The 24295-nt window shown below is 48.3% G+C and carries 19 protein-coding genes; 12 read left to right on the top strand and 7 right to left on the bottom strand.

Annotated features, from left to right (window positions below):
- Positions 1–8 precede the first annotated feature (8 nt).
- Complete coding sequence (locus tag NLML1_RS04375) at positions 9–1016, bottom strand: glycosyltransferase family 2 protein (RefSeq protein ID WP_285441563.1); 1008 nt, start codon at positions 1014–1016, stop codon at positions 9–11.
- A gap of 97 nt (positions 1017–1113) precedes the next feature.
- Here NLML1_RS04375 and NLML1_RS04370 point away from each other — a divergent pair, with 97 nt between their 5' ends.
- Both NLML1_RS04370 and NLML1_RS04365 read left to right on the top strand, forming a co-directional pair.
- Positions 1114–1707, top strand: a complete 594-nt coding sequence (locus NLML1_RS04370) for a hypothetical protein (RefSeq protein ID WP_285441562.1) — start codon at positions 1114–1116, stop codon at positions 1705–1707.
- Complete coding sequence (locus tag NLML1_RS04365; RefSeq protein WP_285441561.1) at positions 1704–4367, top strand: COG1470 family protein; 2664 nt, start codon at positions 1704–1706, stop codon at positions 4365–4367. The genes NLML1_RS04370 and NLML1_RS04365 overlap by 4 nt, the downstream gene beginning before the upstream one ends.
- Before the next feature lie 9 nt (positions 4368–4376).
- On the opposite strand, the gene NLML1_RS04360 is transcribed toward NLML1_RS04365, so the two are convergent.
- A complete protein-coding gene (locus tag NLML1_RS04360) occupies positions 4377–6515 on the bottom strand; it encodes a glycosyltransferase (RefSeq protein ID WP_285441560.1) in 2139 nt (712 codons plus the stop codon).
- 67 nt (positions 6516–6582) lie between these two features.
- On the opposite strand from NLML1_RS04360, the gene NLML1_RS04355 reads away from it, so the two are divergent.
- The 5 genes from NLML1_RS04355 to NLML1_RS04335 all read left to right on the top strand — a co-directional run bounded on the left by NLML1_RS04355 (position 6583) and on the right by NLML1_RS04335 (position 12191).
- Complete coding sequence (locus NLML1_RS04355; RefSeq protein WP_285441559.1) at positions 6583–7935, top strand: hypothetical protein; 1353 nt, start codon at positions 6583–6585, stop codon at positions 7933–7935.
- The gene (locus tag NLML1_RS04350; protein WP_285441558.1) at positions 7928–9043 is read left to right on the top strand and encodes an FAD-dependent oxidoreductase; all 1116 of its coding nucleotides are present in this window, start codon (positions 7928–7930) and stop codon (positions 9041–9043) included. The genes NLML1_RS04355 and NLML1_RS04350 overlap by 8 nt, the downstream gene beginning before the upstream one ends.
- Entirely contained in the window at positions 9030–10034 is a 1005-nt protein-coding gene (locus NLML1_RS04345; RefSeq protein ID WP_285441557.1) for a glycosyltransferase family protein, read from the top strand. Before NLML1_RS04350 ends, NLML1_RS04345 begins: the two co-directional genes overlap by 14 nt.
- Entirely contained in the window at positions 10031–10864 is an 834-nt protein-coding gene (locus NLML1_RS04340; protein WP_285441556.1) for a glycosyltransferase family 2 protein, read from the top strand. Before NLML1_RS04345 ends, NLML1_RS04340 begins: the two co-directional genes overlap by 4 nt.
- Positions 10865–10946: 82 nt before the next feature.
- Positions 10947–12191, top strand: coding sequence for a hypothetical protein (locus tag NLML1_RS04335; protein ID WP_285441555.1), 1245 nt, complete (start codon positions 10947–10949; stop codon positions 12189–12191).
- Here the strand turns inward: NLML1_RS04335 and NLML1_RS04330 are convergent, their stop codons facing one another.
- Complete coding sequence (locus tag NLML1_RS04330) at positions 12192–14309, bottom strand: hypothetical protein (protein ID WP_285441554.1); 2118 nt, start codon at positions 14307–14309, stop codon at positions 12192–12194.
- A gap of 102 nt (positions 14310–14411) precedes the next feature.
- Here NLML1_RS04330 and NLML1_RS04325 point away from each other — a divergent pair, with 102 nt between their 5' ends.
- The 5 genes from NLML1_RS04325 to NLML1_RS04305 all read left to right on the top strand — a co-directional run bounded on the left by NLML1_RS04325 (position 14412) and on the right by NLML1_RS04305 (position 19054).
- Complete coding sequence (locus NLML1_RS04325; protein WP_285441553.1) at positions 14412–15173, top strand: NAD-dependent epimerase/dehydratase family protein; 762 nt, start codon at positions 14412–14414, stop codon at positions 15171–15173.
- A 36-nt stretch (positions 15174–15209) separates the two neighbouring features.
- Positions 15210–16073 carry a sugar phosphate isomerase/epimerase family protein gene (locus tag NLML1_RS04320; protein ID WP_285441552.1) on the top strand — a complete coding sequence of 288 codons (864 nt, stop codon included), beginning with the start codon at positions 15210–15212 and terminating at the stop codon, positions 16071–16073.
- Positions 16074–16104: 31 nt separating this feature from the next.
- Complete coding sequence (locus tag NLML1_RS04315; protein ID WP_285441551.1) at positions 16105–16923, top strand: sugar phosphate isomerase/epimerase family protein; 819 nt, start codon at positions 16105–16107, stop codon at positions 16921–16923.
- 49 nt (positions 16924–16972) lie between these two features.
- On the top strand, positions 16973–17932 hold the full coding sequence (locus tag NLML1_RS04310) for a glycosyltransferase family protein (RefSeq protein ID WP_285441550.1): 960 nt from the start codon (positions 16973–16975) through the stop codon (positions 17930–17932).
- 78 nt (positions 17933–18010) lie between these two features.
- Positions 18011–19054 carry a mannose-1-phosphate guanylyltransferase gene (locus tag NLML1_RS04305; RefSeq protein ID WP_285441549.1) on the top strand — a complete coding sequence of 348 codons (1044 nt, stop codon included), beginning with the start codon at positions 18011–18013 and terminating at the stop codon, positions 19052–19054.
- Positions 19055–19131: 77 nt separating this feature from the next.
- Here NLML1_RS04305 and NLML1_RS04300 read toward each other — a convergent pair whose 3' ends face one another.
- From NLML1_RS04300 to NLML1_RS04285, 4 genes are read right to left on the bottom strand one after another with little or no spacing between them, the layout of a single operon-like run.
- Entirely contained in the window at positions 19132–20238 is a 1107-nt protein-coding gene (locus NLML1_RS04300; RefSeq protein WP_285441548.1) for a glycosyltransferase family 4 protein, read from the bottom strand.
- Entirely contained in the window at positions 20222–21367 is a 1146-nt protein-coding gene (locus NLML1_RS04295; RefSeq protein ID WP_285441547.1) for a glycosyltransferase, read from the bottom strand. The genes NLML1_RS04300 and NLML1_RS04295 overlap by 17 nt, the downstream gene beginning before the upstream one ends.
- Positions 21367–22791, bottom strand: coding sequence for an exopolysaccharide biosynthesis polyprenyl glycosylphosphotransferase (locus NLML1_RS04290; RefSeq protein ID WP_285441546.1), 1425 nt, complete (start codon positions 22789–22791; stop codon positions 21367–21369). Before NLML1_RS04290 ends, NLML1_RS04295 begins: the two co-directional genes overlap by 1 nt.
- Complete coding sequence (locus tag NLML1_RS04285; RefSeq protein WP_285441545.1) at positions 22775–24262, bottom strand: O-antigen ligase family protein; 1488 nt, start codon at positions 24260–24262, stop codon at positions 22775–22777. The genes NLML1_RS04290 and NLML1_RS04285 overlap by 17 nt, the downstream gene beginning before the upstream one ends.
- Between the last annotated feature and the right edge of the window lie 33 nt (positions 24263–24295).

Raw genomic sequence — 24295 nt, 5'->3', positions numbered from 1 at the left:
TCACTGTGCTATTGAGCAGCTGATTTTGTTTTTTGGCGTGATGGTCGTAGTTTAATCTTAATGGTATCAAGTCCCCACTTAACAACGATCTTGGCGGCAGTGCGCCCGGTTGATGCCACGTTCCAAAGCTGACGGAGCCCCTTACCAACCTGTCCCTTTTGAAGCATACGATAACCAATGCGCATTAGTACAAACGTGTAGGCGTGCTTGTGGCTAATTCCAAAATCATGGTTAATTGGATTTTTGAGATAATAGGCGAAAGCACGTTTGATGTCGGCACGACTAGTGACCGTCGGTTGAACGATATCCCAGTTGCGAAGCGAAAACCTTTTAGCGAGACGATTTTGCTCATCGCGGCGTTTAGCCGAGATACTGCCGTCACTGATGCGATAGCGAAAAACGGGGTAAGGTACGTTGGCAAGTTCACCGTGTTCGGCAAATTTACTAAACAGGTCATAATCCTCGGCTGGACAGGTGTCAGGGTAAAGACCAGCGTCAAGTGCCGCCTGGCGGCGATAAATGACCGATGAATGGCAGAATTGATTAAAAATGCAAAGACCGAGTCTAATATCTTCATTGCGAGCAACATTAAAAATAAAACCAGTCGGCACGCTATCTTGATTCATGATCTCTGCGCCACCGCCAACCAGAACTAGGTTTTTGTTTTTCTCTAGCATAGTGACTTGAGTCCTGAGCTTGTGCGGCAACCATTCATCGTCGCCATCAATGCGAGCGATGTAAGTGCCATGCGCTTCGGTAATGCCGCGGTTGAGTGAAGCCACGAGGCCGCTATTTTTTTGATTAATGAGGCGAATGCGGCTATCTTCTTTTTGAAGGCGCTGAACGATTTTTTTTGTATTATCGGTTGAGCCATCATTAATAATAAGGTATTCGAAATCAGTAAAATCCTGTGACAGCACGGAGCGAATTGAGGACTCAATGTATGTTTCGTCATTATAGGTGGCGGTAATAATTGACACCAATGGTGGTTTAACTTGGGATTTCTGTGCATTCATACGGGATATTATAGCATCTTTATTGGCAAAAATATTGAAAACCCAACGATTAACTGTTATGCTTAAGCTGATAGGATAAAACAGGGGAAACAACGCTATGCGAGTTAAACAAACATCGCCAAAGAGGACCAAGATTGTAATAATTAGTTTAGTAAGTGCGATTGTCGTGATTGCTATTGCGGCGGTTGTTTATGCGATAACGCGGCCACAACAAACAGAGCGGGCCAAGGATGATGCTAATTCGTCCCGAGCAAAGGAAAATAACAGCAACAAAGACGGCAATAAGAAAGTTGACGACAGTAAGACGAAGCCAGAAGAGCGCGATGGTCGAAGCTCCGATAAGCCAGCCGGTCCTGGCGAGCAACGCGGTTCAAAACGAGCAGTAACGCCGATTGTGAGCGGCTACGGCCTCAGTGGCGACGGACAGCGTCTACAGATTGATGGTGGCGTTAACGCTATTGTCGAAAATGGTGGCAGCTGTACCTTCACGGTCTACTGGTCTGATGGTCAAGTTTCGCGCCAAACTGGCGCATCCGCTGGGCCAAGTTCAACGAATTGTCGGATGGCCGAGATTCCGCTGTCAGAATTACCATCGGGCACTGACATGTCAATTAAAGTCACTTACTCATCGAGTGCATATATTGGAGAATCTACAAATGGGCCGTCGTTCCGCAAGGAGGGGCTACGATGATTCGGTTGCAGCGTGTGAAGTTATCTTGGCTAAAGCGTGTCGGGTATACACTGATCGTCGTTGGTGTTGTTGGTCTAGGGGTTGTCTTCTGGCCAAAAACAGGAGCGTTGTCACCATGGAGTCCTGGACGAATTATTGATGACAATGTTTTTTATGACACCAATACATTTTCAAGTGTTCAAGACATCCAAAACTTTATCAACAGTCATACGCCAGCCTGCGATACGTGGGGAACTGGGCCATCCGAGTATGGCGGAGGTACGCGAGCGCAATATGCAGCTAAACGCGGTTGGCACGGCCCACCGTATGCCTGCCTGCGTGATTATCATGAAAATCCAAGTACGAAAGAGACCTCGTTTGAGAAAGGAGGCGGCTGGTTTGCTGGCGGCCTGTCGGTGGCCAATATTATTTGGAATGTATCAAAAGAATTTGGCATTAATCCACAAGTAATGCTGGTGACACTAAAGAAAGAACAGGGGTCGTTATTTACTGATGTCTGGCCACTCAAGAGTCAGTATAAGTACGCCATGGGCTTTGCTTGTCCGGACAGCGGACCAGGTAATACAGCGAATTGTTCAAATGAGTATGCTGGCATGTACAATCAATTGCGGATGGCAGCGCGTCAATTCCGGTTGTATACTAATCGGCCGGGTGAGTATCGCTATAAGGCTGGCCGATCAAACTATATCCAGTATAACACAAACGCAGCCTGCGGCGGCTCATGGGTGTATATCGAGAATCAAGCAACAGCTAATTTGTATAACTACACCCCATATCAACCAAATCAAGGTGCACTCAATTCATATCCAGGGACAGCTCACTGCGGCGCGTATGGCAATCGTAATTTTTGGCGCTTCTTTAATGAATGGTTTGGTTCGCCGCTGAATTCTATACGAATTGAATCACCACTGTCGGTGAGAACGGAGGGCACTGGATCAAAACTATTTACAGATATGACAATCACGGCATCATTCACTATCCGTAACGCCACAAATCAGCGCCGCGATCTAGGCACTATGGCGATAGCTGCCCGCGACAGTAAGTGGAATAACCACGATTTTGGCAGTCAGCGGGTTGTTCTTGAGCCGTGGCAGACGTACACCTATCGAGCGACAACCAGGTTGACGAAAGAGGAGGATTATAAGTTCTGGATCACAAATTACCGAGACGGCAGTGGCTGGAGTAATAATTATCCAGAATCAGCCTCGGGCCATAGTCGTGAAGTATCGGCGTTCGTGCAGACAGCACCGACCGTCACCTCTCCGGTGACTATTCAGAATCAACGAACCCACGTCGGGCAATCAACACGGATCCGCTTCACGGTTAGAAACAATAGTCCGAAGCCAATCGACCTCGGTTATTTTGGCGCGGCAATTACCAGTCCGAGCGGACGAAATGCTGATGCTCGTTTTGATACGGTTAATAACCTTGCGCCGGGTGCGACTCATACCTATGACCAAGAGTTTATTCCGCGAGAAAGTGGTCTATACAAGGTGCGAATTAGTGGCACTCTTGACAAGGGGGTAACCTGGACCGAGGCGCAGTATCCAGTGCCAACACCAGCTAGTGCTGGTAACCGGGCGCAATTCACCATTCTCCCCAACCCCACTCTCACCCAGGGCATCACTTTCTCCAGCTCCACCCCACGTGCTGGCGAGCCAGTCACTACCGCCTTTAAGATCAAGAACTTTGCCAGCCAACCCATCACCACCACTAACCGCACCTGTCTCATTATGCGCAACCAACATGGAGCAAACTATGATCTCGGCTGCCTCCAACCAACCACCATTCAACCTGGTCAAGAACAAGAATTCAAGACCACTCGTCCCTTCCCAGTTGGTGTCTACCGCGCCTACTTCTCCACCTTTGACGGCCGTACGTGGCACGAATATGCCGCTCCACCGCTTGAGACTGGTAATGAGGTGGTGAAGGGTGAGATGAGGGTGCTGCAAGATGTCGTTATGTCACAGGGATTATCGATAACGCCAGCGCGAGCGCGTGCTGGTGACAAGCTGACCGGCTCGTTCACCCTGCGTAATCTTAGTTCGGCGGTGTCACAGACTGATCAGCGCTTGTGCTACATTGTTCGGGGTCCACGTGGCGAGAACCATGACCTTGGCTGTCAATCGACAAAGGGAATTGCTCCAAATGGTAGTGTGCAGTTTTTGCTAAGTCGTCCTTTTGACAAACCGGGCACGTATAGAGCCTTCTTTGCGCTATACGATGGTAGTCGCTGGCACGAAGGGGTGGCGCTACCGGGGTTGACTGGCAAGGAGGTAACTAGCTTATCATTCACCATTCTCCCCAACCCCACTCTCACCCAGGGCATCACTTTCTCCAGCTCCACCCCACGTGCTGGCGAGCCAGTCACTACCGCCTTTAAGATCAAGAACTTTGCCAGCCAACCCATCACCACCACTAACCGCACCTGTCTCATTATGCGCAACCAACATGGAGCAAACTATGATCTCGGCTGCCTCCAACCAACCACCATTCAACCTGGTCAAGAACAAGAATTCAAGACCACTCGTCCCTTCCCAGTTGGTGTCTACCGCGCCTACTTCTCCACCTTTGACGGCCGTACGTGGCACGAATATGCCGCTCCACCGCTTGAGACTGGTAATGAGGTGGTGAAGGGTGAGATGAGGGTGCGCGAGTAGGACGGACAATTATCGCTTAAGCATACGCCTAACTTCTGTCAAAAACCTTTTTTGTGAAAAATCACGTAGCGCCTGCTTTCGTAGAGATTGGGCGTTAGCAAACGCTGTCTTGGGATTGTCCAGGACAACAGTTAACGCTTCAGCGTAGGCTTTTGGATTGGTGATATCATCAACAATCTGTCCATATGTACCAACAAAGTCCGCTACTCCACCAACTCGCGCTGCCACGAGCGGCAATCCGCACAGGGCTATCTCGATTGGCGTATTTGGCATGCCGTCAAAGAGCGATGTATAGAGAAAGACGTCATAGTTATCAACAGGTAGTGACGGTATACCGTTAAAGCCGCCGCGGTAATGAACCCGTGGATGTGACGGTAGTTTATGGGTGGGAAACTCGCTCGATGCGTCACCGTACATATCAATATGGACATCACCTGGCAACAAATCAGCAATGGCTGCGACTAATTGAGGTAATTTCTCTGGTGATAGGCGGGACGCCCAAAGAATACGCCTTTGACCAGCCAGCTTTGCTATCGGTGTGTACGTGCTGCTATCAAGTGGTTGATGGTGAACGGTAATTGCATCCGCGTCATAAGCATATTCATTAACCCACATCGACTTGACAGCCTCATTATCAGTGGTTATCTCAGTGAGCAGGTGATAAATTTGCGGCAGATGACTGTGTGAAAACCCAAACACTCGTCCAGTTTCATCAGTGCTTTGGCTATAGGACGTAGCAATAACTTTTTTACCGGTGGCCTTGATATACACTGCGTGATCTCGCACAAAATCATAGGCTAGCTCTGAATTGAGGATATGGAGCACCGGCACGTGGATATTTTCGATCAGTTGCTCTAGTAACCTATATTTTTGTTCCATTGGGAAAAATCGAGTAATTGTCCCAAACGGCACGAAATCTACGTCGATGTTAAGTCGTGGTCGCCACTCTGAGTAATTAGCATCAACTTCATTTGTGGCAATAACCAAAACTTTCTTGCCGAGTGACGCAGCGGTGTTGGCGTAGTTAAGAGCAAATAGATCAGCCCCGCCACGCTTGAGCCACGGTACGAACAGCACATAATCATAGGTGTCGTTTCGTAAATCACGACATATTTGCCAGTACGCCAAGCCAACTCGGTAATGATCATCGGTAATTGTGTGGTATACTGTCGGCAATGGATCTGGTGGAAAAATTAGTTTTTCAATATGATGCAAGGCTCGCCATTCAGCATCAAGCCACGCTGGCAGCACCTCGGTCGCCGGTGTCGATTTCTTTTTTTTGAGCACATTGCGTCCGCGTCGGATGATTGCGAGCGGCCGCTTAACCAATCCTAGTGGAATGCGAGAACGAATTAATAGTTCTTTGATGGTGTTTTTCGTTTGACGTCGCTGCTCCGAGGCGGGCGTGGCGACCGAGTCAAGTTTAATGGTACGAAAGTGTGATGGGCTGAATAATGGGTGGGCGTGGAGCACTGAGCGGCTAGTTTTTTGGCGTGCCCATTCCGAGCCAGTGGCCTTACGGCGAACAAAGATAGCGGTTTCCGGAATGAGGACATTTTTCACACCATGCTGGATGAACTGACAGCTCATAAACCAATCCTCGTAGCCATATCCGGGGCTATTTGGTGTATATGGGAATTGGCGAAGTAAAGTACTTGGTGCAATAATGACCGAGTTCCATCGTCCCGAGAGTACGCTCAATAGAGTGTCGCGGTCTTTATTAGTGTAGCCAACTTTTTCGACGATGGCGTTTGCCCCCTCAAACTCAACAGTGTATGCACTATGAGCAACATATTTACCATAGGAGTGGGCCGTTAAAAACTGTACACCGTCACGGAGCCAGTTGGCACTCATCAAATCGTCGGCATCGATAAATGCGATAAAACGACCATGTGCCCTGGTGATTGCGCTATTGCGAGACTGAGCGAGGTCACCATGATCCCATTGATGTATAGTGATCGGCAGGGCGGTATAATTACTGAAGTAGCGAATAGTTTCTTCATCACCGCGGTCGATTGATACAATTATTTCGTAGGAAATATCGCTATCACAAAGCAGACTAACAGCACGCTCAATGGAGCGCATAGTTTTGTGGGCAACGAGGCCTTCGTGGTGGGCGGTGACGATGATGGATAAAAGTGGTTTCATGACGCTATTATAGTTTAGGTGATTGCTTTAGTCTATCGTTAAATTATGATACTATATGGTAAGTATTATGGAGAGAAAAAAGAGCATACTGTTTTTTAGCGTTGTTTGGGTGGTTTTGTTTTTATCTTTCTTTGGCAATGTTTTTGGAGTCGGTTTGTGGCGCGAATGGTTTGATGGCTTTCAGCGTGACTCATCGGCTATAGTAGAAAAGACGGCTCGTTGCAAGGAAAAATCTGGTTATAGCGGGCCGCTAATCGTTGCTAAAAATGAAGATTATAATTCAGTCATGATGGCTGAAGATTGCGACGCCAGTCTGCTCAAACCTTATGCTTCACAATATGGTCTACAGGCGAGAATAATTACCGCGCTAGCACCAAAGGACAATGCAAAACTACCGTCATATTTTAAGAAGGTTAATGTAGTTCTATCTGCAGCCATGGCGGCCCTTATGGCACTTGTAACCCTTAGAGTCAGGAAGTTGTTTGGCCTTGTTGCCGCAGCAGTATTCGCGACACTGGTTGCATTTAGCCCGTGGATTGTCGGCTACGCCCAAAACATGTACTGGATAGAACCGCTGATGTTTGCTCCGTTTGCCTTTGCCTTTCTGAGTTACTCATACTGTAAGTCATCGAAGAAAATGTGGCTATTCTACCTCGGTGAAACCATATTGCTATTCTTAAAACTTTTGGGCGGCTATGAGTATATATCAACAATTGCTATATCTGTACTTGTACCAATCATATTCTTTGAATTCGTCAATAATAAACAAAAAGTTATCAGCCTGTGGAGGTACGCCGTCATGACATGTGTCGTGGTTGTCGTGGCCTTTGTTGGTGCGTACGCAACCAACTTTATGGCACTCTCTGATTACTATCACTCCTCAGACACCGCTCTCAAGATGATTAATGAGCGGGCATCGGAGAGAGGGCTTTCGGGAATTAGAAAGATGCGAACACATGCTGTTGGTAACTTGAAGACGCTTCTACCTGAATCATATGAATTTGCCAATCGATTTATTAACATGGAGGAGCTAGCGAAAGATAGAGGCTCAACATATCAGTATCTAGCAATAAACGCAGGTAACTATGTGCTATTGCCAGCATTAAGCTTGCCGCTATCGATCAAGGGGGTGTTTGGTGAGATTGTTCAGTCGATACTCGTTTGGGTACTTGTGGGGTATTTAGTGTTATTCTATCTTAAGAGGCGACACCCGTCCTTCAAGTATTATCGTTCATTCCTATGGTCGTTACACATTTCATTAGCTGGGGCACTGAGTTGGTTAATTCTTATGCCTGGACATGCTTTGCCTCACGCCCACATTAACGGTATCGTATTCTATATGCCGCTGCTTCTGTTTGTCTATATGGTAGTTGGCTTGTATATTGGTAACATAGTTAAAAAACGGAGAAAACGTGCGTAACAAAACGGTGATAATTGGCGGTGGTTTTTATGGATTGAGTGTAGCGCTGTACCTGTACGACACCCTGGGCGTCAAGAATATTGATATTTTAGAAAAAGAAAAACAGACAATGACTCGGGCGTCATATGTTAACCAAGCCAGGGTACACAACGGCTATCACTACCCGAGAAGTATTCTAACGGGATATCGTTCAGCGGTTAATTTTCCGCGCTTCACAAAGCAATTTGGGGCAGCAATTCATTCAGATTTTAATAAATACTATGCTGTTGCCAAGCATCTATCCAAGGTTAATGCGCATCAATTCAAGAATTTTGCGGATAAGATCAAGGCAGATATAGCGGTAGCTTCGCCAAACATTCAAAAAATGTTTAATAAAAATCTCATTGAAGAAGTTTTTAAGGTTAAAGAATATGCCTTTAATGCCCACGCCCTGAGAGATGACTTACTGCGGCAAATTAACGATCGTCCGGGGATAACGCTTCATACAGGCTGTCGTGTTACGAGGATTGATGAAACGCCAGATGGGCTGTGCGTTGTCACTGATGGTGGCGAATTCAGGGGTGACTTTGTGCTAAATTGCACGTATGCTAACATCAACACGCTCCATCGTGCATCAAATATACCACTTGTTGGACTGAAACATGAAGTTACAGAAATGTGTTTGGTGAGCTTGCCAGAGCACCTAAAGGACTTTAGTATTACGGTGATGGATGGTCCATTTTTTTCCATTATGCCATTTCCTTCCAGGGGATTATATACACTCTCTCATGTCAGGTATACGCCGCACGAGTCATGGATCGACAACGAGGATACGCCGGCTGAGAAAATTGACACACATGCGTATCTTGACAAAAGTTCTTTCCAGAGCAATTACAAGCAAATGTATAACGACGTGGTGCGCTTTATCCCTGCCCTCAAGGATATGAAATATGAGGAGTCGATCGTTGAGGTAAAAACAGTGCTCGTTAAGAGCGAAGATGATGATAGCCGTCCCATTTTGTTTAAGGCCAATTTGGGCTATGATGGGTATGTTTGTATAATGGGCGGTAAGCTAGATAATATTTACGATGTGTACGAGGAGTTAGACAAGCTATATGGCAAAAAATAGTTCAACTAAGACAAATAAAAAATCGAGTAAACAAGATATCTTTGTGTCGGTTATTGTTGTAACGCGCGACTTTGATGATTTTCCCGACTATTGCCGTGGGCTTTCACAGAGATTAATGGATAGCTACACAAATTATGAGATTATAATTGTCGATAATGATTTGGGTCAAAATAGTGTGATTGCTGTCAGTGGGCTTCTCGATGAACTGCCGTGTATGCGGCTTATCCGCCTCTCTCGACAATACACATATGATATCGCCATTATTGCTGGTCTCGAAGGGGCGATTGGCGATTATGCGGTAGTAACTAATCCCGCTATTGACGGCATAGAGGATGTAATGAACATTGTTGAGGCGAATAAAAAACACGATATCGTGCAGGGTGTTGCCGACATAACCACAAAGCGCCTTCTGTCAAAATCTGGTATCGGTCGCAGGTTGTTTTATTGGTATAATCGCAAATACATCAATATAGATATTCCACTACAAGCAACATATCTTATATCTCTCAATCGTCGTGCCATACGAGCGATAACTCTATCAACTCGACATGATAGCCACATTCGGCACATGATAAGGACTATCGGCTATTCATATACCGAGTATACCTATTCACCTCTGGTTGATCCTGTAAAAAAACATGGCTTCGGGCGAGGGACACTAGAGGCGCTCGATATCATTACCAGCCACTCGACACACCCGCTCCGCTTTATGTCATGGGTTGGGTTCTTTGCTAGTGTTGTAAATATGATGTATGCGCTTTATGTTGTGGTCATAGCTCTCACCAAAAAGAATGTTGCAGAGGGCTGGGTGTCGACGTCGCTTGAGCTATCAGGAATGTTTTTCATCCTATTTTTATTTATGGTAATTCTGTCTGAATACATTGGTAAAATACTAGTAGAATCGAGACGAGATGCCAGGTATTATGTGCTTGACGAGCTAAGTAGTACAACGTCACTAGCGAACGCAGAAAGGAAGAATATTACATCATGACAAAAGCTCCGACCAACAAGCAAGATCGTATCCGCCGAGATCATCCAGGGTGGGAGTTTCCAGACTTTGAGGTAAATGAAATAAACAAGAAAAAACATAAATATTGTGTATGTATTTTCGTCATTAATGAGGGAGAGCGTGTTCAAAAGCAACTACAAAAAATGAAGCCATTAGCAAAACAGATTGATATTGTAGTAGCTGATGGTGGTAGCACTGATGGTTCACTTGAGGCTGATTTCTTGAAATCTCAAGACGTACGCGCTTTATTGACAAAAAGGGGCAAGGGTAAGTTAAGTGCACAGATGAGAATGGCGTTCGCCTGGGCTCTTTCTGAGGGTTATGAAGGCGTTGTGGTTGTTGACGGTAATGGCAAGGATAGTATAGAGAGAATTCCTGACTTTATTAAGCTGCTTGATCAGGGGTATGACCATATTCAGGGTTCACGGTTTATACCGGGCGGCAAGGCGGTAAATACGCCGCTTTCGAGAGAGATAGGCCTTCACCTGATCCATGCGCCACTGATAAGCCTCGCGGCTGGCCAGAAGCATACCGATACCACAAATGGCTTCCGTGCTTACAGTGCAAGGCTACTCAAAGACCCGGACATTGCCGTATTCCGTGATATATTTCAAACCTATGAACTTCATTATTACCTCGCTATCGAGAGCAGCCGCCGTAAACAGTATAAGACAGCCGAAACGCCAGTGGTACGAACATATCCAAAAAAGGGCAAGACGCCAACAAAAATTAGTCCCATTAAGGGAAATATGCACGTTCTGAAGGTGTTGTTTTATGCGGTGGCCGGAAAATATCACAAGCATAAAAAATAGCCTCTCAAAATTTCATATCCAGTCTGCGTTAGTAGCAGCAGGTATGCTAATGCTGCTCGTCATCGTTTTCTACCCTGGATATATGTCACCCGACTCCATCAGTCAGCTTGAGCAAGCCACGGGCGTAGCTCACCTCACCGATTGGCATCCGCCAGTGATGACGCGATTGTGGGGATTTCTGATTAGAGTAACTGGTCACATCTCATCGATGTTGATTTTTCAGCTGGTGCTGCTTGTCGCGGCTATGTTTATGCTGTCGATTCTCGTGTATCGGCACACTCGTAACCGCGCATGGGCTCTTTCCGTCTACATAATTGTACTACTGCCCAATATAATGAATATTGCTGGCGTGATATGGAAAGATGTTCAGATGGCATTCAGTCTGACGTTGGCGGTAATCCTCATCTGGTTCATCATAAGCAGTAAAAAATCACTAGGACGTGTTGCTGTGTATGGTATCGTCGGACTGGCACTATTATTGATTCTCTATGCTGGTACGCTACGACATAACGCATTGTTTGCGGTACTGCCTATCCTGTTCGTATTGCCGAGCTTGTTAATCAAGCGACCTCCTGTGTGGAGCGGTCTTGCTAGTGTAATAATTGGTTTAGTGGTAACGATTGGTGTCACCATTGTTATTAATCAGCCTAGCGAAAAAACTCATCCGATTACCGCCGTACAACTTGATGATATAGTTCACGTCGCTAATTTTGATAGAGAACATCACGGTCGGTGGTCTATGTACAAAAAAATTCATGACACCTGTCACGATAAAACAAAAGATATCATGAATTCTTATATCATATGTACAACGGCTTCTCAGCGAGAAGCGCTCAAAAACGAACATCAAGATGTATTTAATGATTGGCTATCGACGATCATAAGACATCCAATAAAATATGCATCATATCGGTTGGCAACTTTTTCGATATTTCTCTTTCCGCAACCAGAGCGTATGTATATTTTTCAGCCCGGCATTGAGCAAAACCAGGTCGGTGCCGCGGTAAAGAATGAATATGCCATCAGTGGTCTAGCGGCATATGTTAAAGGCGGTGCTCAGGCGAATATCCCTCTGATTTTTCAGCCATGGCTATATCTTGCTGTCCTTGTCTTCATTTACTATACGAGCAGGAGAGTGCGAGAACATAGGCAACGACGCCTTACCTGTGCAGTGGCTTTGTCGGGTCTTATATATATCGTGGCGTACGTTCCTATGGCGGTGGCGGTTGATTATCGGTATATGTATTGGTCGGTTTTTGCGGCGATACTGTCCGGACTATTCACGATAATATTAAGCCGACCAAAGAAAGAAGGCCGTCGCTCATAGCTAGCGTTTACTAATCCCTTCGCATTTATTAGCGTTATGTAGGCAAAAGTTACTTTGATAGATGTACAGGTTGTTTTGGGCGGTGACCTCGCGGTAAGATACGTCTTGTATTTCCAGAGAAGCTCCCGGTATCAAACTATAAACTTTTGGCGAAATTCGTATGGATGAATCATTTGGTGCCAGCGCCACAGGGAAGCTCCAGCCCGTGTCGTATTGTGGTAGCGACACAGGATGTTTTTGTAGTGATGACCCAGATAACTCTAAGAGGTATCTGGGTAATTTAGCGGTCATAGGTAGAACGCTTCTAGCACTGTAGCGAACCGACACTTCAAACACGCGTATATTGTTTGCGGCACCAGCAGTAATGACATAATCTCCGTTTGCGTCTTTTTGTATGTGGTGTTTCGGGTGATTCGTCTTTTCTTGGACTACAGTACTCGCCTGACGTTTCCACAAAACATGAGAATCATTTGTTGCAATGATAGTGTAGTTATCCTGAAGCTCCTTATAAAATGCCCAGTGACGAGTCCACAGCCACTCCTCATATTTAAAATATGAGGGATTTAGGGTTATGACGTAATCAGGCTTTTGTGTTATAAAATCTTGAGTGTAACGATTTCTTCTGGCGGGGCCTAGGGCGTGTATAATATAGTCTTCACCCCCCGAAGATCCATTCTTCTGTTGGCGAATCGAATCATAAACACTGGTGTAGGTAGACCAGACACGTGCCCCCTTTTCAATATGTGGAGCAAAGGCCTCGAGGCGCTTCCTCCAGGCGGTGCTGATATATTCAGCATCATCAGTAGAATGCCTGGCCTTTTTTGACTCGGTAATAATGTGTCTTAGCGGCATCCAATCATTTTTTTGTAGAAATACCGCAGTGTTATATCCTAGGGCGATGATGCTACCAAGCAACAACCCGAATGCTAAGACCGAGAAGCCCTTACTTTTAGCGTTAGGAGTCGATTTTTTTGCTCGGATCAGGTTATATATCACACGAGTTGCTATCGCCACGAGAATAACTCCTGCTGCTCGCTCCAGTGGTATGAGCTGCGCACTGGGTGCCCAGTAACCAGTGGCAGAAACAGCAAACACCACCAGGCCATATAGTAGCAAGATAGAGAAAACGAACGTTTCTTTTTTGGACAGTAGAGCTTTCTTTACACCAATTATATAGGCAACAATACCGCCGATAATGATGGGCAGCATGTAGAATAGCATCCGGTTGGTGAATAACTGATCAAGATTGCTTAATTGCAAAAAACTGTTCGGCGGAGCGCCAAAGTACCATCCTTGGTCGCCTGAAACCTCAACGAGTGCATAGTAAAGTGCCTCATACGCATGGCCAAGCGTCATAATTGAAAGCACGACATACGTAGCCAGTGCTACACCACATAACTCGCCAATAAATGCCAGCACTCGCTTTTTTATCATCTCTTTGGAACGAATATATTGAACCCCTCTGATGAGTACATAAGCAAGAATGAATGCGAGACCCTGTTCGGTTCCGCAGGCGACGGAGATCCCCATGAGGGTATAGAGAATAGGATAATAAAAGTCGACTCTCATCTTATGTTTACCGATGTTAACATGCCAGTCTGGGTGCCATAACATAAATGCTGCTGCAATGAATGGAAACGCCGTCCTGAGGCCTAGAAGGGAATTACCCGCCCAAATCGCATCGATGCACAGTAGTGAAATGACGGTAAATATACTTGTTGTAAAGACCGCTTTCTTTACATTTTTGAAGTAAGCCCAAAATAGCAAGAAAGACGAGATGAGGAATATGAGTGGTGATACTAGTAACTTTGCAACCTCTACAGCAAATAAGTTGTGCCCCATGATGTAAAACAAGGGGAAATGAAGCAGGGGAACTCCTACCCCGTGAAAAAACGGAAAGTCTCGTGCTAAAACTTCACCATCAAGCAGCCGCCGGAGAGGGTTATATAGTTGGAACGTCCCATTGGCTGCATAGGAATCCATTGCTAGGCCATTCCCGAGAGCTGCGAACACAGCGTAGCCTACGAAGACCAATAAGTGGGCAATACCTATAAATACTGCGGTAAAAAGCAGTGCTTGTTTAAGAGTTATCTGGCCTAAAATTTTAGGTTTCTTCATAGTGCCTAAACCATTCTATAATTGATATCGCTCCATGTCCATACTGGCCATCGTTGTGTTTTATATGGAATTTGACATAATGAGACATAGGAGGAATATATTATGAGAACCGCATTAATTGGGTACACCGGATTCGTCGGTGGAAATATAAAGAGTCAACACGAGTTTGACGATTATTATAACAGCAAAAATATAGCTGACATTGAAGGTCAAGAGTACGACCTGGTGGTGAGCGCTGCAAACCGTGCTGAAATGTGGCGGATCAATCAGGAGCCAGAGGTTGACCGTGCGGAGATTGAAGGGTTTATTTCACATATCAAAAAGGCAAAGATTAAGAAGCTCGTCCTAATTTCAACAGTCGGTGTTTATAAAAACCCAAATGGCGCTAACGAAGATACGCCTATTGAAACCGAAGGACTTTTACCATACGGAGTTAATAGATATTATCTTGAGCAATTCTGCCGTGAGAACTTTGACACGACGATTGTTCGCCTGCCGGGGCTATTTGGCGACGGACTGAAGAAAAATGTTATTTATGATCTGATGAATAACAACATGGTTGAAAAAATTCATGCTGATGGTATGTATCAGTACTATAATCTCGCCAATATTTGGCGCGATATCACCATTGCTTTAGAGAATAATCTGCCGCTGGTTAATTTTGCGACGCCACCAGTCAGCACGCGGGAAGTCGCCAAGGTTGCCTTTGGTATGGAGTTTACTAACACGCCGGAGGGAGTAACGCCCGCCTATTGGGATATGCATAGTAAATATGCTGAGGTGTATGGTGGTGACGGTGACTATCTATACACAAAGGAGCAAGAGCTGGCCGGCATCAAGGAATTTGTTGCAAAAAATAAGTAATCATGGTATAATGCGGGCATGAGTTCGAAGGAGTCAATGAAGCTTGCCATCTCGAATATTGCCTTTGGTAAAGATCAACGAGCAGCACTAAACCGCGTGTCGCAGAGTGGTGTTGAAGGTCTTGTGGTTGCGCCAACGATTATTTGGCCAAGCTTATCAGAAATTGCCAATCTATCTGGGCAGGAGCTTACAGATCGACTCAAAACTTTGGAGCGGGAAGCTGGGGAATATCGCAAAAGGCTTGGGAATTTCGGTCTAGAGTGCGTTGGATTGCAATCGTTGACATATGGGATTGGAGAGAATGCGAAGATTTTCGGCACTGAAGAAGAGGGTAAAAATCTGACAGAACACCTAAAGAGGCTAACCAACCTTGCTGGGTCACTCGGTGCAGATTCGATGGCATTTGGCTCGCCGGGGTTACGTAACCCAGGAGAGCTTAGTGGCGAGCAGGCTATGGAGAGAGCGGCTAAACTGTTTGGTAGAGTTGCTATTGCGGCCCATGATAACAATACCCAGATAGCATTCGAGCCGCTATCAGGCTATGGCAACAAGTTCGTGGAAAGCTTAGAACAGGCCGGGGAACTGGCTGATCGCATCAATCATCCAGGATTTGGAATTCATCCTGATACAGCGGCGATGTTCGGCGCTGGGGACACGCCGGGGGATTTGGCTTCGCTGATTCGTGACCATAGAGACAGTGTACGCGGTATTGATGCCAGTGCTCCGGAGCTGAAGCGGCTTTCAGTTGCACCGGAGGTTCCTCAGGGAGGCTATATGGATGCTCTCAGAGGGGCTAATTACGATGGCTGGGTATCAATCGAAATGAGGGGTCCTTTGAACCCGGAGGTTCTTAAGAAAGAGATCGAAATCTTCAAAAAGCAGTGTGGTCTCGCGGCATAGCCTATAGGATAAATAGTGGTATAATTACCATATGAAACTAGCTATATCGAACATCGCATGGACAAATGAAGAAGAGGCGGAGGTCGCCGCAAAGCTGCGGGAGCTTGGTGTACGCTGTGTCGAGATCGCGCCGACGAAGCGTTGGGATGATCCAACCAAGGCGACTCCCGAGCAAATTAACGAATATGTCGAGTGGTGGAGAGGGTACGACATTGAGGTTGTGGCTTTTCAGTCGATGTTGTTTGCGCGCCCTGACCTAAAGCTATTTGAATCAAGCGAACTTCGCGACGAGATGCGGCAATATATGGCTGACTTTTTGCGATTGGCTGGGGATATGGGTGCTGGTCGATTGGTGTTTGGTTCGCCAAAGAATCGACAGCGCGGTGCGATGTCAGTAGAAGAGGCGGACAGCATCGCAAGCCGCTTCTTTGCCGAGCTTGGTGATGTTGCCAAGCAGCATAATACCATGCTCTGTATCGAACCAAACGCCCCCCAATACAATTGTGACTACGTGACAACGGCGGATGAAGGTGCGCGGCTTGTTCGTACGATTAACTCGGAGGGGATCGGTCTGCATCTTGATACGGCGTGTATGGCGTTAGCTGGCGATGATATTGGCGAATCGATACGAAACAATGGCGATATCTTGAAGCATTTTCACGTTAGCGCTCCGATGCTTGATCGAGTTTATGATCGAGACGATGTTGATTATCGTGCTGCAGCTGATGCCTTGAAATATATTGGCTATGAGGGCGTGGTGTCAATCGAAATGCGCCCGGGCGAACAGGGTGAGAACGTGAAGCGTGTAGCAGACGCGGTATCGTTCGTACAGAGCGTTTTTGAAGGGTAGAGACCAGATTTGTTATTGACAAATTAAACTTTTGTGTTAAAATGAGAGCATGAGTCCAAGGAATAGCCCTCCTATAGAGGGAGCACCGGCTGTCGGAGTGACGGCGACGTTTTATCCTGATACTGACGATGTTCGCCTTGAGGCTGCGCTTAATACTGCAGAGGAGTGGTCCGAACAAGAATTGCCACTTGTCGTGATTGATGGGTCGCCAGATGATAAAGTCGCAGGTGCCTTCCGCGCGCGCGGGGCTTTTGTACGATCTGCTCGTCGGTTGGGAATTGCCAGTCAGCGACGGGAAGGTGCAAAATTTGTCATAGATCAAGGTGGAAATAAAATTATCACTCTCGAGCCAGAGAAGTCAATGGCACATCTTGCACTCAAGATTGCTGAGATGTTGAAGAAGTGTTCAGTTGTCGTTATCGGACGGACGGAGGCTTCGAAAGAATCAATGCCGCCATTCCAGCGGCGTACCGAAAAATTGATCGGCTGGTTATTTGAGTATATACTAGGGATGCCGGCGGATGCACTCGCTGGTCCACGGGGCTACAATCGTCAAGGGATGCAGCACCTATTAGATTATCCTTCAGATGCACCGGGAATGAACAACTGGCTATATATGTACTATACTGTTCTGGCGGCAATGGCTAATGGAGAGCGTGTCGGTGAAATTAAGGTCGACCTGATATATCCAAAGTCAATGGTTGAGCAGGAAACGGATAATCTTGATTTTGACCGAAAGCGCTACGAACAAGCTGAAATGCAGGCCCACATATTACTAGGAAGGGAGTCTGAGGCTCCTCAGGACTATGCAGCCGAGCTACAGCGCATCAAATTGCTGAACGAGCTTGATGATAAGAAGGCTGCTCTGCGCGATATGATACTAAAAGAACTTACATTAATGCCAAAAGATCCAACGATCGAGCGGATACAGGAGTTCTTTGATAGAGTAGAAGCTATAGCAATGTTATTTGGTTACAAGGTTGGTGTTGACGCTGACGGGTCTCGCTAGTGGCCCATTGTGATATGGGTGCGAGATCCTCTAAAGAATAGGTGGCGTTTGCACTCCTAACCCGGTATACTATATAGTATGATAGCTGTAATTATTGCTGGTGGTTCAGGCACTCGCCTCTGGCCACTCTCAACCTCCACTCAACCAAAACAACTTTTGGCGTTAACTAGTGAGCGCACTATGGTCCAACAAGCCTATGACCGGGCCAGAAAGCTCGGTGATACCATTTATGTGGTGACCGAGGCCAGCCACGCCGGGGCGCTACGGGCGCAGCTGCCGGAGCTGCCGGACGAGGCCTTTTTGATCGAGCCGGGACGGCGGGGGACGGCGCACTGTATCGTGTTGGCCCTGGATTATATCAATCGCCACCATGACCGGACTGAGCCGATTGCCTTTATTCATTCCGATCATAATGTACGTGACGTCCAGGGGTTTGCCCACTCGTTTGCTACAGCAGCGCGCATTTCTCGCGAGCGTGGTTGTATTACGCTTATTGGCATTGAGCCGACCTTCCCGTCAACTGGCTTTGGTTATATTCAGCGCGATGGGGTGATTGATGCTCAAGCGGGCGTCTATAATGTCGAGTCATTCAAGGAAAAGCCCAATTACGAGACAGCGAAGCGGTATGTTGAGTCGGGAAATTATTTGTGGAATTGTGGCTACTTTGTTGGCTCGGTCGAGGTGTTTATGCGTGAAATGCAGCAGAGCGCTCCAGATTTGTGGTCGAACTATCAGACGCTGGCGTCAATTGCTGACTTTGGTAGCGAGGCCTACAATCACGCGTACCTGGCGCTAGATAATCAAGTCATCGACATCGCCCTGATCGAAAAAGCTCATCAGCTGGCTATGGTATCGGCTAGCTTTGACTGGATGGACATCGGTAATTTTAAGGATCTACACGACGCGGTCGCCAAGGATGAGTCGGGTAATTACGCATACGGTGACAACATTCATGCCATTGACGTCGCTAGTACCTATATTCGCAACGAGCAGCCGGATAAGCCAGTAGCAGTCATCGGCCTTGATAATGTGGTGGTGGTCAACACACCAGACGGTGTGTTGGTGGCACGGCGGGATGTGGCCGCCAAGTGTGGCGACATCGCGAAGAAATTGCAAAAATAGCCCAGTAGCCGAGCCGCAGTCTAAAAAGTTATGGTTGCAGACGTAAGTGCCTCGTGTGAATGAGCCAGGATTGTCCTCTATGAGTTGGTGCTCTGGCGGCCGTACTGCTCATATACCGCCAACGTCTGCTCGGCCATTCGCTGCCACGAGAAAGTTTTGACGTGCTGCTTACCCTTCTTGATGAGCTCGTGGCGTCGTTTCTCGTCAGTCAAAATCTCATCAATTGCCCGCGCCATGTCCTCGACATTATATGGGTCGAAATAATGCGCCGCCTCGCCATGTGTTTCTGGTAGGCAAGTGGCGGTGCTTGAGGCGACCGGTGCGCCGTGTAGCATGGCTTCGAGACCCGGCAGGCCAAAGCCCTCGCTCAGCGACGGGAAGCAATACACAGCCGTATGCTCGTACATCCAGCGCAGTTGCTCGTCCGACACAAAACCGGTGAAGATGACATTTGTCATACCGCGTTCAGTAACATACGCTTCATGGCGAGCGTAGTTACCGTCCTTTTTTCCAGCCAACGCCAGCGTCAGCTCGGGGTGTTTTTGTTGCAATAATTCAAATGCGTCAATTAGTCGCCGCAAATTTTTATGCGGCGTCGGCCGGCCAACATACATGATGAACTTTTTGCCAACCAGCTCCTTGACCGGATCATTACCCTTTGGTAGCTCGTCAGCGGATTCAAGTGTCACGGTAATCTTGTCTGGACTGACCCCGGTAAAGTCCACCAAGTCACGCTTGACGAATTCAGAGATGGTGATAATATGAGCTGACTTTCTAGCAACTTTTTTGTTGACCCATTTATAAATTTGCTGCTTCACCCAAAAGACTACCGGGTTTTTGTCAGGGTTGTTGAACCGAACGGTGGTGAGGTCTTGCATGGTGGTGACGACTGGGCTGGCGTGATACCACACGGGCTGCTGAACCATTGCAAAATGGACGAGATCTGGGCGCAGCTCCTCCAGCTGTTTCTTAAAACCCCGCTGCTCGGCGAATGAAAACTCAGCAAATGGACAGGCGACTTTCTGAAAGCGCGGGTTATCGGCCTGCCAGCTATCCATGTCTTTTGGCTTGAGCAAGATAATATAGTCATTCCTGTTATCAATTTTTTGTAAATAGTGAATCAGCCGTTCGACGTAACGGCCGGTGCTCGTCCGCAATGTACGAGCATCAATGGCGATGCGCATGAGCACCCCTCCTTTCGTTGGTTATAATTTTCTTTATAGCGAGTGTAAAGGCATGTTCGGCAAATGGTTTAGCGGAAGCGGCGATGGCCCGCGGCGAGACCTGTTGACCAGGCAGTGTCTGTAGCGTTGCTACCAAGCTCTCAACTGTTTGTTCAGCAAAAAACCAGCCGTTCTTACCGGGGTTGATATAATCCAGCGCGCCACCGGCCTGGTACGCTACCACCGGTAGTCCGGCGGCCAAGGCTTCGACTGGTGCGACGCCAAAATCTTCGTGGGCGGTAAAGATAAATAAGTCGGCTTGTTGAATGGCGGCAGCCCGGGCCTCGTCACTGACGTAGCCAAGAAAGCGCGTCGAGTCACCCGCCAGCTTCTCCAGCCGCTCGCGATCAGGCCCATCGCCCATGATGTCCAGTGGCCAACCAAGCTGCTGACAGGCCTGAATTACCAAGTCCAGCCGCTTCATCGGCACCAGTCGCCCCCACACCAGGCAGCGCGGCCGGGTGGGTAGTGTGACGGAGCGTGGCCTGGTTTTTGCGAGCGCCATAAAGCTGGTTGTTTGTACCGGCGGAAAGACGACGATACTGTCTCGGTCATAGAATTGCTTGATATCAGCTTGAATGGCGGTGGAATTAGCCAAGAAAACATCAACCCGCTGCGCCGCCTGATAATCACGTCGCCGGAGGGGCCGGACTAGCAGCCGCAAGCCCAGTCGCGCCAGCCACCGCGGTCGAAAGCTCGGTCGACGCAGGTATTCCTGGTAGTGCCGCCAATAAAAATGCGTCGGCGTATGACAATAACAGATATGTCGTTGATCGGGGCGGGTGGTTCGGATAAACTTGGCCTCGCCGTTACCAGAGCTGGAAATGATAATATCAAATTGCCCGAGATCCAGCCGCGCAAACCACCGCTGCCTGAGTACCGGCAGCAGTCGCCTGAGCTGAGCGAATGGCCAATGCTGCAAATACCCGGTCACCACCTTGTTATCAAGCTTCTCTCGCCACGTTCTCGAGCAGTACGAGGTATAAATCGGGGCCTCAGGATAGAGCTGGTGGAGCGCCAAAACAACCTGCTCGGCGCCGCCGCCATACAACCAGTCATGAACGATCGCAATGGTCGGCTGGGTGCGCATCACGGCTCCTTCTTAAAGATGACCAGGCAGGTCTTGAGGAGGATGGTGATATCCAGCCACAAACTCCAGTTTTGTACATAATAAAGATCCAGTCGCCGCCGCTCTTCAAAGCCGATACTGCGCCGCCCCGACACAACCGCTAGGCCAGTCAGGCCAGACTTGACCGTCAGTAGCGTGTGCTTTTTCTCGTAATTGCTCAGCTCGTGCGGCACCAGCGCCCGCGGCCCAACGAGGCTAATATCGCCCTTGATAACGTTAAATAACTGCGGCAGCTCGTCGAGACTAAACCGGCGAATGAAACGACCGACCGGTGTGACGCGAAAGTCGTGGTTGAGCCGATCACCGTTTTGCCGATATTCGTCGATCAGCTCCGGTTTACCAATCATCGCGAACACCTCCTCGTCAGTTTTGCCGTCAAACTTGGCGTAGTGTGAACGAAATTTATACACCTTGAACGGGCGATTAAACTGGGTCAAGCGTCGCCGCTGCCGCCCATGCATCAGCACGGGGCCGCGCGGGTCGCCGAGCTTAACGGCGATTGCTACCAGCAGCATAATCGGCGAGGTAATGATAATACCAATGGTCGCACCGATGAGATCCATCAACCGTTTGACCACGCGTCCGTAGCCGGTAGCTAGCGGCGTTGGGTGAATGTACGCTAGCGGCACGGAATTGATAATCTCCACCGTATGGCGCGCCGTCATCAGGCCGTCGAGGGCTGGCGCTTGATAAAAATCAAGATAGTGCTGCTCCGCCAAGTTATAGTGCGCTTCGCTGCGAGCAGTGTCGGTCTGAATAATGGCGTCAATTTTATCGCGAGTCAAGGCCGATGCCAATGTCGAACGCCGCAAACCCTTGAGTCGCGGCGGGATAAGCTCATCTTTGGACACAATAGCACTGAGATGAAAGCCAGTTGACGGATAGGCGCTGATAAACTCTGCCAGCGTTCGCGTCGATTCGGCATTGCCGACCAGCGCCACACGCTTGATGCCGATGTTTTTGCGCAGCAGATGCAGCCGCACGATATTGGCAGCGCTACGCAGGATGAGCAAGATGACAAAGCTGATGATCAGCGCATAAATCACCACCATCTTGGCCGGAAAGAGCGGTGTGTTGCTAAAGAAGCTAAAGGAAATCATCATCATGATGCCGCAAACCGCCGCCATGCCCAGTCGCCAAAATTCACGCAGCGGATGAATGTAGTGCTCACGGTCGTATAGCCCAAAAAACGAGAACAAGACAACCCACAGCGGCAGCATCAGCACAATCGACGTGATAAACTCCAGCGCCCCAATTTGCACATGGAAGGGTCGCGTGTCGAGTGATACGCGCATGATGTATGCCGCCGTGAACGCACCAACTAGCGCCAGTACGTCCAGCCCGATCAACACCAATTTGAAGTAAAAATCAGAGTTCTTCTTCATGACCTTTGGGGTGATTATACAAGAAAATACCAATCCATGCAAGGCAGTGCACCGAGTTGATCAAGCTGCCAAAAAACCAAAAGTGGATGGCGATAGCCGTCGTTAATAGTAAGGCAAATTGCCCCCACGGTTTTAGTAGCCATCGGCCACTGCGCCATAGCGTGACGGCAAGCAGTGCTAGAAGCGGTATCATACCGACAACGCCAATATTACTCAGCAGCAAAACGTAGAAAATATACACCGTGTGATCGGTCGATACCGGTTGATGCAGCTGGTGTTGGATAAAGCTGCCGAGATTGCCAAGGCCAGTCCCAAAGAGTATGGTGCGTGGACTTACTGCCCAGGCTCGGAGCGCCAGTCGAGCGGCGTTGAGTCGGTCATTAGCCGAAGCGGCGACGAAACCCGATGGCTGGAAATTGGCTGATGGTGCGAGCGGGTTTGGCTGGGTGGCGGGCGGTGCCTCTGGTGCTGTAGTCTCGCTGGTTGGCGGTACCTGCGGTGAGGGCGTGCTGCCCGGCGTTGGGATGGTATTTTTTTGCGGTAATTTAATGCGGCCGAGCGACAACTGGTCAAGCATGCTCACTGCAGTATTATAGGCAATATGCGGTGTGTTGTGATAGCGAACCACCGCTGATACCAGCAGTAGAGTGCATCCAACCACAAACCCGGCCGTGATGATGCCGAGCTGACGCCACGTATCACGACGAATAGGCTCCACGGTGTCAATAGAACGAGACCCGCTTCTACACCGCTGCCACCAGCGGACGATACCATACACGATACCCGCACCAATTATCGCGATAAACGCGCCGCGCGAAAACGTGAGGCTGATTGCCACGCTGCTACCAAAAACGCTCCAGCCAGCCAGCCGCCGTCGCTCTCGCCAGCACAGTCCAACGAACAGGGCTGGCAGTAAGCTGCTTGCTAAAAATTGCGGCTCAGCAGCAAACAGATTAATCCTGACAAAGCCAAACACGCCAGCATGACAGCCCGAGCAGAGCGTACCAAACGCCGTTGGCTCAACGTGAGCAAAGATGAGCTGCAGCACCGCTAACACACCAAACACGATGCCGCTCCACAAGCCAATTGTCATGAGGCGCCGCCGATTGCCCGCTGATAGTGACCGGTACATCAGAGCAGCACATACCGCGGCCACCAGCAGCAATAAAAGCGATGCCGTATATAATGCGGTACGCGCTCGGACATAAGATAATAACAGCCCAACGATACTGGTGACAGCCAGCATACCAATGCTCAGCCACCACCATCGCCCCCGAGGCCACAGTCGCTGGCGCACCATTATGCCAAGACCGCAGCCAACCACGCCGATCACCGCCACTTGATATAGTCCAATGCGGAATGATGGAAAATCGAGCATTGCCAGGCTGATGCTCGGCTGCAAGGACAGTGCGCCGCCAAACAGTACGGCGGCCAGCAGCCACACACGTATCGTCGATGATATTCGCTTCACCTCTTTAGTATAGCGCAAATAACTCGGGCAGGT

Origin of the sequence: Candidatus Nanosynbacter lyticus, assembly GCF_030253515.1 — a bacterium.
GTDB classification, from domain to species: Bacteria; Patescibacteriota; Saccharimonadia; order Saccharimonadales; family Saccharimonadaceae; genus Nanosynbacter; species Nanosynbacter lyticus_A.
This window is presented reverse-complemented; position numbering and strand designations above follow the sequence as displayed.